This is a genomic window from Streptomyces sp. NPDC058157 (assembly GCF_042884105.1).
GTDB lineage: Bacteria > Actinomycetota > Actinomycetes > Streptomycetales > Streptomycetaceae > Streptomyces.
In genome coordinates, this window is the sequence record NZ_JBHVUQ010000264.1 from 1 (window position 1) to 8,320 (window position 8,320).

7 protein-coding genes and 1 tRNA gene are annotated in these 8,320 nt (G+C 75.1%); 6 read left to right on the plus strand and 2 right to left on the minus strand.

Annotation, left to right across the window (positions count from 1 at the left end; genetic code table 11):
- Positions 1-25: 25 nt before the first annotated feature.
- Positions 26-98: transfer RNA gene (locus ACFVXK_RS34900), tRNA-His, on the plus strand.
- Positions 99-162: 64 nt separating this feature from the next.
- Here ACFVXK_RS34900 and ACFVXK_RS34905 read toward each other — a convergent pair.
- On the minus strand, positions 163-984 hold the full coding sequence (locus tag ACFVXK_RS34905) for an alpha/beta fold hydrolase (RefSeq protein WP_389620153.1): 822 nt from the start codon (positions 982-984) through the stop codon (positions 163-165).
- Positions 985-1,002: 18 nt separating this feature from the next.
- Here ACFVXK_RS34905 and ACFVXK_RS34910 point away from each other — a divergent pair, with 18 nt between their 5' ends.
- Positions 1,003-1,707: a hypothetical protein gene (locus tag ACFVXK_RS34910; RefSeq protein ID WP_389620160.1), complete on the plus strand. Its 705-nt coding sequence runs from the start codon at positions 1,003-1,005 to the stop codon at positions 1,705-1,707.
- On the opposite strand, the gene ACFVXK_RS34915 is transcribed toward ACFVXK_RS34910, so the two are convergent.
- The gene (locus ACFVXK_RS34915; RefSeq protein WP_389620163.1) at positions 1,694-3,757 is read right to left on the minus strand and encodes a phosphocholine-specific phospholipase C; all 2,064 of its coding nucleotides are present in this window, start codon (positions 3,755-3,757) and stop codon (positions 1,694-1,696) included. The two genes, ACFVXK_RS34910 and ACFVXK_RS34915, sit on opposite strands and share 14 nt — an antisense overlap.
- A 356-nt stretch (positions 3,758-4,113) precedes the next feature.
- Between ACFVXK_RS34915 and ACFVXK_RS34920 the strand changes: the two genes are divergently transcribed.
- The 4 genes from ACFVXK_RS34920 to ACFVXK_RS34935 all read left to right on the plus strand — a co-directional run.
- Positions 4,114-5,973, plus strand: a complete 1,860-nt coding sequence (locus tag ACFVXK_RS34920; RefSeq protein ID WP_389620166.1) for a GTPase-associated protein 1-related protein — start codon at positions 4,114-4,116, stop codon at positions 5,971-5,973.
- A 278-nt stretch (positions 5,974-6,251) separates the two neighbouring features.
- Complete coding sequence (locus tag ACFVXK_RS34925) at positions 6,252-7,274, plus strand: 3-oxoacyl-ACP synthase III family protein (RefSeq protein ID WP_389620169.1); 1,023 nt, start codon at positions 6,252-6,254, stop codon at positions 7,272-7,274.
- Complete coding sequence (locus ACFVXK_RS34930; protein WP_389620171.1) at positions 7,271-8,023, plus strand: glycosyltransferase family 2 protein; 753 nt, start codon at positions 7,271-7,273, stop codon at positions 8,021-8,023. The genes ACFVXK_RS34925 and ACFVXK_RS34930 overlap by 4 nt, the downstream gene beginning before the upstream one ends.
- The coding region (locus tag ACFVXK_RS34935) for an AMP-binding protein (protein ID WP_389620174.1) at positions 8,023-8,320 on the plus strand (298 nt) is incomplete at its 3' end. The genes ACFVXK_RS34930 and ACFVXK_RS34935, both read left to right, overlap by 1 nt.

An 8,320-nucleotide genomic window follows, 5' to 3' on the forward strand; every position in this document is an offset into this window, starting at 1 on the left:
AACGGGTGGTCCGCCGCCCTTCGTGGTGGGTGTAGCTCAGTTGGTAGAGCACCTGGTTGTGGTCCAGGTGGCCGCGGGTTCGAGTCCCGTCACTCACCCTTCCGTTCCCGTAGGGGGTACGAGGTCCGCCTCGTACCCCCTACGGGCGTTCTCGGGGTGCGGTCATCCGCGGAGGAAGGCCTCCACCTCCGTGACGAAGGCCACGGGGGTCTCGTGGGGCGGGTAGTGGCCGGCGCCGGGGATCGTGACGACGGTGCAGTCCGGGTACCAGACCTGCCAGGTGGCGCGCATCACATCGGCCGTCAGGGCGAGGTCGTACTCCCCGACGAGGACGAGGACCGGGACGGTGTTGCCCTTGACGGCGGAGGACAGGTCGCGGGGCTGCCAGTCGGCGAGGTAGCCGGCGAAGGCCTCGGGGCGGGAGACCTCCAGGGAGTGGGCGACCATCCGGTCCAGCCAGTGGCGGCTCGCGCGGTGCCCGGTCACGAGGTCGAGGATGGCTCGGCGCTTGGCGGGGTCCTCGGCGGCGCCGTAGAAGAGGGTGTGGGTGGCGTCGTCCATCTCGTAGGGGGCGGCCGGGACGGGACAGAGCCCGATCAGCTTCTCGATCCGCTCGGGGGCGCGGACCAGGACCTGCTGGACGGCCTTGCCGCCCATGGAGTGGCCGAGCAGGGAGAAGGTGTCCCAGCCGAGTTCGTCGGCGAGTTCGAGGACGTCGTCGGCGATCTCGGGGAGGGTGTGGCGGCCGGGGACGTCGCGGCGCGCGCCGTAGCCGCGGTAGTCGAGGAAGGCGTACGAGAACCCTTCGGGGTCCAGGTAGTCGAGCACGGAGCCCCAGTTGGCCGAGGTCCCGAACCAGTCGTGCAGCACGATGACGCGGACGGGACCGGTGCCGATCCTACGGTGGGCGATGGCCATGCGTTCTCCCTCGGTGACGGTGACGGTGCCGGTGACGTGGGAACCGACGCCGTTCGTTCTGCCCACCGGGCCTACGATCACACCGTGCATCGCGAACCTCGCCCCGGCCCGCTGGTGATCGGGGCCTTCTCACGGGCCGACGGCGCCCGTCACCCCCACCACCCCAAGAGCTACGAGATCAACGACCCGGCCGAGATCCGCGCCTACCGGGCCGTCGTCCGGTTCGGCCGGGAACTGGCCGACCCCGACGTCGCGTTCTGCACGTGCGGCGACGGCACCGGCGTCACGCACCCCACGCCCGCTTCGAACCGGCTCCTCGACCCGCTCTCCCCCGAGGGGATCCCGGCCCGGCACCGCGCCCGGTGGGTGGCTGCCGCGCCCGCGGCGGTGCGGGAGTACGCCGAGGCCCTGGCCGCCGGGGCCGAGGACCCGGAGCCGCCGCGGGGCGTGCCGCCCGCGCTGGCGTTCGGCTGGCTGGGCGCCGTACGGGAGGAGCCCCGCGACGCGGCCTCGCTGCTCGCCGAGCTGGCCCCCGCGCGGCTGCTTGCCGGGGTGGCGACGGAGGAACTGGCCTGGGCGGTGCGGGAGACGGACCGGGCCGGGCTGGAGGGTGCCGTGCGGTTCTTCGCGAGCGAGGGGTTCACCACCCGCCACCCCAAGCGCCGCCGCGTCCCCGACACCGCCCGGGACCGGCTGCTGCGGCACGCGCGCAGCCACCGCCCCGGGGACCTGCCGGTCCTGGAACGGCGGCTGCTGCGCACCCCGGACGACCGGATCAGACGGTCTTGATCGCCGGGTCCGAGACGCCCGTGGCGCCCGTCTCGACGTGGCCCGCGAAGCGGCGCAGGAAGGTGGTGTCCGCGTCGGAGACCACCGTCACGTCGTACCAGCGGCCCGAGGCGCGCAGGTCGACGGTGTACGGGACGGTGGCGCCCGGGTTGACCTTGAAGGTCTGCGCGGCGCCGCCGTAGGCGTTGGTGACCGTGAGGTTGACCGCGGTGGTGCCGCCGTTGGTCATGGTCAGGGTCAGGTTGCCGGTGGCGTCCGCGTGGCGGGCCGTGACCTCGGGGCCGGCCTTCTTCGCCGGGCCCTTCCAGGTGCGCAGGAAGCCGTTGGGGCCCCAGACCGTGAGGTCGATCTTGTTGCCGGTGGAGCTGTTGGTGCTCCAGGTGTCCGAGATCGTCTTGCCCGCCTCGACCGAGTAGGGCCAGGGGCCGTCCGTGCGGTTGCCGGAGGTGCTGTGGAAGTGGGCGCCGAGCTTCGGGCCGGAGGCGAAGGTCAGCGTGAACTTGCCGGTGGAGACGGTGCGCGCGCCGTCCACGTACGGGCTGTAGCCCAGGGCACGGGTCGGCTTGGAGCCGGCCTCCTGCTTGGGCAGGGTGCCCGTGGCCGGCGGGACCGGGTGGTAGGAGGGGTGCGCGTTGTGGTCCGCCGGGACGTAGGCGCTCGTGGAGGGCAGGGCCGCCGGGGTGGCGTCGGCCTGGGTGAAGTCGAAGGCCGAGGTCAGGTCGCCGCAGACGGCCCGGCGCCAGGGCGAGATGTTGGGCTCCTGCACCCCGAACCGCTTCTCCATGAACCGGATCACCGAGGTGTGGTCGAAGGTCTCGGAGCAGACGTAGCCGCCCTTGCTCCAGGGGGAGACCACGATCATCGGGACGCGCGGGCCCAGGCCGTAGGGTCCGGCCGCGTAGCCGGAGACGCCCCCGGTGTACAGGTCGCGGGTCACGTCGGCGGTGGACAGGCCCCAGGCGGAGGAGGCCGGCGGGTACGGGGGCACGACGTGGTCGAAGAAGCCGTCGTTCTCGTCGTAGGTGATGAAGAACGCCGTCTTCGCCCACACCGCCGGGTTGGCGGTCAGCGCGTCGAGGACCTGGGAGATGTACCAGGCGCCGAAGTTGACCGGCCAGTTCGGGTGCTCGCTGAAGGCCTCGGGGGCGGCGATCCAGGAGACCTGCGGCAGGGTGCCGTTCACGACGTCCGCGCGCAGCTTGTCGAAGTAGCCCTCGCCCGCCTTGGCGTTGGTGCCCGTACGCGCCTTCTCGTACAGGGCGTCCCCGGGCTGGGCGTTGCGGTAACTGTTGAAGTACAGGAGCGAGTTGTCGCCGTAGTTGCCGCGGAAGGCGTCGCCGATCCAGCCCCAGCCGCCGGCGGCGTTCAGGCCGTCGCCGATGTCCTGGTAGATCTTCCAGGAGACCCCGGCCGCCTCCAGGCGCTCCGGGTAGGTCTTCCAGCCGTAGCCCGCCTCCTGGTTGCCGAGGACGGGGCCGCCGCCGGTGCCGTCGTTGCCGGTGTGGCCCGTCCACATGTAGTAGCGGTTGGGGTCGGTGGCGCCGATGAAGGAGCAGTGGTAGGCGTCGCACACGGTGAAGGCGTCGGCGAGGGCGTAGTGGAAGGGGATGTCGTCCCGCGTCATGTACGCCATCGTCGTGGTCGTCTTGGCGGGCACCCACTTGTCGTACTTGCCGTTGTTGTAGGCCTGGTGGCCGCCGGCCCAGTCGTGGTTGAGGCCCTCGACGAACTGCATGCCGAGGTCGTTGACCTGCGGGTGGAAGGGCAGGATGTCCTTCGTCCCGTTGGACTGGTAGAAGACCGACTTTCCGTTGTCCTGGAGCACGGGCCGCGGGTCCCCGAAGCCGCGGACGCCCTTCATCGAGCCGAAGTACTGGTCGAAGGACCGGTTCTCCTGCATGAGGACGACGATGTGCTCGATGTCCTGGATGGTTCCGGTGCTGCCCTGCGCCGGTATGGAGGCGGCGCGGGCGATGCTCTCGTTCAGCATCGCGGCGGCGGCGGTGCCGCCGGCGATCTGGAGGAACCTGCGTCGGTTCAGTTCAGCCATGGTGTGACGACCTCTGGGGGTGGAGGGGGGAGTCGGGCGCCCCAAGGACAGCGGCCCCGGGGTACCGGACGGAGATGCCTGTCTGACGTCGGGCCGTACAGCGGGCGAACGGAAGCCGCCGGTGGCGGAACTCCCGAACGGCCCGCGCATCTGGTGGAATGACCTCCCACACACGGCAGGGGGGCGCGGGGCATGACGGGGAACGGGGCCGGTCATACCGTGCGCTCCGGGGGCGGAACGGTTCCGGGAACGGTTCGAAGGACGGTTCGGGGAACGACGGTACGGGCAAGCGGGCTTTCCGCAACAGACCCTGACGGGGCGTCAGTACGAGGGGTCCGCGGGACGGAGGGGGACGCGTGAGCCTTCCGCAGTTCCATTACGAGGGCGGTCCGGGCTTCGCCGCGGTGACGCCCGGGGTGCCCGAGGCGCTGCTGCGCGAGGCGGAGCCGCTCCTGGCGTACGACCCGCCGCCGGGCCCCGATCGCCCCGAGGCACTGAGCCTGAGCCTGCTGCCGGACGGCAGCCGGCTGCTGGCCCGGGCCGGGCGCACCGCCACCGGGTTCCACGCGCACGCCGTCCTCCTCCCCGCGGAGGCCGCGGGCGCGCTCCCGGTCACCGCCTGGGGTTCGGCGGGGTGGCGGGAGCGGACCCCGGCGGACGGGCCGCCGCCGGCGCTCGAGCGGATACCGCCGCCGGGACCGTACGACCGGGCCGCCATGGCGGAGTTCGTCGCGGCCCGGGGGGCGTGGCTCGCCGCGTTCTTCGACGACGTGCGCCGGGTCGTCGAGGAGCCGGGCGCGCCGCGGGTCGTGCTGGTGGAGGCGGACCCCGCGGACGTGGCCCGCTGGGTCATGCTGGCGTGCGGGGTGCTGCCGCACGCGCGCGGGCATCGGCTGAGCTTCACCACGTACACGCGGCGTCCGCTGTCCGCCCCCCAGCAGCTGGTCGGGGTGCTGCCGCAGGACGCCCCCCTGCCGGCCGGCGGGGGACGGCGGCACCGGGTGTACGAGGCCGGCCGCGGGGCCGCCCCCGAGGCGCCGACCGGTCCGGCGGCGCTGTGGGCACGCACGGCCGCCGCGCTCTGGCGGGCCGGGCGGCCCGAGCTGTTCGCGGAGGTGCGCCGGCTGCCCGGGGAGCCCTACGGGGCGGGCCCGCTGGCCGCGCTGGCGCTGGCCGCCGGTGTCCCGCTGGGCTCGGCGGCCCGGGCGGCGGCCGCCGACTGGGCGGCGGGGCGTCCGGACGCGCTGGACGACGTACGGCTGCACGCGCTGGCCGGGGTGCTGGTGCGGCCGGGCGGGGAGCCGCGCGGGGCGGCGGAGGCGGCCGCGTCGCAGCGGCTGCTGGCGGCCCTGGACGCGGGGACGCGGGACGCGCTCGCGGCGGAGCTGGAGCCGGAGCTGCGGGCGGCGCTGGCCGACCCGGATGCCGAACCGGCGGCGCAGGCCGGGCTGTTGCCGGCGGCCACCGCCCTCGGCGCGGACACCGCGGGGCTGCTGCCGCAGGCGGCCGGGAAGCTGGCGCGGGGCCTGCTCGCGGACCCGGAGGGGACGTACGGGGAGGAGATACGGGCCGCGCTGGCGCAGCTGCCGGCGCTGCGGGCCCTCGTACTCGACCGGCTGGACGCCCTCGCGGCGGGCGATCCGGCCGCCGGGGCGCGGCTGTTCGCCCGGACCGGGCTCCGGCTGGGCGCGGCGGAGGCGCTGCCGCACCTGCGCATGTGCGCGCTGGGGCGGCCGGGGGGCGACGCGGTCGTCGCCCTGGACACCCTGCTGCGGGAGGCCGGGGTCTCCCCGTACGCGGAGCCGCTGGTCCTGCGGACCGGAATGCGCCTGGTGTGGGACGGGGCGCCCCCGACCCCGGTGGAGGCCCTCCTCCTCCTGGCCACGACCGGCGCCCCGGTCCACGGCCGCGCGGGGACCTGGCCCCTCCTGGCCCGGGCGGCCGCCGAAGCCGCGCCCGGCGACCGGGACGCCCCGCGACTGGCGGCGGAACTCCTGCGCCACGCCGGGGAGGACCTTCCCCCGGACCTGCGCACCCGGCTCCGCACCCGCGCGGACACACCCCTGGCGGACGGCGGGCAGCCGCCGGTGGACCCCGGGGCCGTCCCGGAGCGGCTCTCCGGCGATCCCGGCGCCGAGCCGGACGCCCCCCGCCGGCCCGGGCCCGGCATCGTGGCCCGCCTGCGGAAACGCTTCGGCGCACCGCCGGCGGGCTGAGCCGGGGTGCGGGTCCGCTGCGCGGAGCCGGTCTCCCCGCCCCGCCCTTTCTCCGTCTCCAGGGGCTCCGCCCCAGACCCCGCGCCTCAAACGCCGGCGGGGCTGTAAAGAGCCCCGCCGGCGTTTGAGGCGACGGGCGCGGAGCGCACGTGCGGGTGAAGGGTGGGGCGGGGCCTCCTCACCTGAGGTGGCGTACCGGGGCCCTACTCAGCACCCCCGCAAGGGATCTGAGCATCCGTACTCAGGCCGGGCGGCCGCCCCGCCGCCATCGTGGAGGCATGCCCATACAGCCATGCGAGCCGCAACCCCGCGTCGGGATCACCGCCGTCGGCGCCCTGTTGCCCGAGGACGTGCTGTCCTCCGACGACCTCCAGCGGGAGGTCACCCGGCGCAGCGGCCTCGCGCTGCCCGACCGGCTGCTGACCCTCGCCACCGGGATCGTCTCGCGGCGGGTCGCGGCCGAGGGGGTGTACGCGTCCACCCTCGCGGTGGGCGCCGCCCGCCGCGCGCTGGACGCGGCCGGGCTGGACCCGCTCGACGTGGACCTGCTGGTCTTCGCCTCCGCCTCGCGGGACCTGGTCGAGCCCGCCACCGCGCACATCGTGCAGGCGGAACTCGGCTCGCGGGCACACGCCCTCGACGTCACGAACGCCTGCAACAGCTTCGTCAACGGCATCGACCTCGCCCGCGGCATGATCCTCGCCGGCCGCGCCCGCCGGGCGCTCGTCGTCACCGGGGAGACCCCGAGCCGCGCGGTGCGGAGGGACCCCGCCGACCTGGCGGAGTTCCGCGGCACCTTCGCCGGCTACACCTTCGGCGACGCGGGCGCGGCCGTCGTCCTCGAACCGGTGGAGCGCGGCGGGATCCTGGACGTGGACGGCGAGACGTACTCCGAGCACTGGGAGGTCGGCGGTATCCCGGGCGGCGGGTCGCGGCACCCGCGCGGGGACTCGTACACCTACTTCCGGGGGGACGGGCACGAGCTGCGCGGGGTCTTCGAGAAGGCGGGCACCGCCGTCGTCGACCGGACGCTGCACCGCGCCGGGACGGGCTGGGACGGGTTCGCGAAGGTGCTGGTGCACCAGGTGACGGTGCCCTACCTGGAGCGGTTCGCCGAGCTGACCGGGGTGCCGCGGGACAAGCTGGTGGTGACGGTGCCCGAGCTGGGCAACGTGGCGAGCGCGAGCATCGGCGTGCAGCTGGACCGGACGTTCGATGAACTGCATTCGGGCGACCGGGTGTTGTTCGTCGGGCTGGGCGGCGGGATCAGCATCATGACGATGGTCTGGGAGAAGTCGTGAGCGGCGGCGCGCGGTTGTGGGTGGTGGTGCCCGCGCACCAGGAGGAGGCACGGCTCGGCGGGACGCTGCGGGCGCTGGCCGCGCAGCGGGACCGGGACTTCACCCTGCTGGTCGTCGACAACGCCTCGGCGGACGGAACGGGCGCCCTCGCGCGGGAGTTCGCGGCCGGTGCGCCGTTCCCGGTGGAGGTGATCGAGGAGCCGGAGAAGGGGGTCGGCTCGGCGGTGGACACCGGCTTCCGGTACGCCATCGCGCGCGGTGCGGCCCTGCTGGCCCGGACGGACGCCGACTGCCTGCCGGGGCCCGGCTGGGCGGGGGCGGCGCGGGCCGCGCTGCTGGCGCGGCCGGGGCTGGTGTGCGGGCGGATCACGGCGCGGCGCGACGAGCACGGACCGCTGGGCCGGGCGGCGTTCACCGCACTGGTGGGGCTGGCCGCGCTGTTCGGGCGGCTGCGGCCGCGGCACGCGCGACGCCACGGCTACCGGGCCCCGTACCGGATGCACGCGGGGAACAACATGGCGATCACCGCCGAGCTGTACCTGGCGGTGGGCGGGATGCCGCGGCGGCCCTCCCCCACGGACCGGCTGTTCCTGAACGCGGTCCGCCGCCACACCGACCGGATCTCCCGCTGCCGGGGCATGGTCGTGGAGAACTCCACCCGGCGGCTGCGCGCCTACGGGCTCGCCGGAACCGCCCGCTGGTACCTGGACCAGGGCAGCGGCACGCACGGAACGGACGACCCCCGCTGATGCTGGACCGACTGGAACACGCGCTGCGCGCCCGGCCCGAGCGGCCGGCCGTGCTCACCGCCTCCCGGGGCGGGGCCACCCGGGTACGTGCCACCGGGGGTGAACTCGTCGAGCTGGCCGACGCGTTCGCCGCCGCCCTGCACGCGCGCGGGCTGCGGGCCGGGGACACCGTCGGGGTGGCGGTGCGGCCGGGGCCGCGGGCGCTGGCGGTGCTGCTGGCGCTGTGGCGGCTGGGGCTGCGCGGGGCGGTGCTGGACCCCGGGGCCGGGGCGGAGGTGCTGCGGGCCCGGCTGGAGC

What these genes read in the sequence shown, in the direction of transcription:
- ACFVXK_RS34915 (WP_389620163.1), bottom strand. Translation starts at nt 3,757, where the DNA reads ATGGCTGAACTGAACCGACGCAGGTTCCTCCAGATCGCCGGCGGCACC.
- ACFVXK_RS34925 (WP_389620169.1), top strand. Translation starts at nt 6,252, where the DNA reads ATGCCCATACAGCCATGCGAGCCGCAACCCCGCGTCGGGATCACCGCC.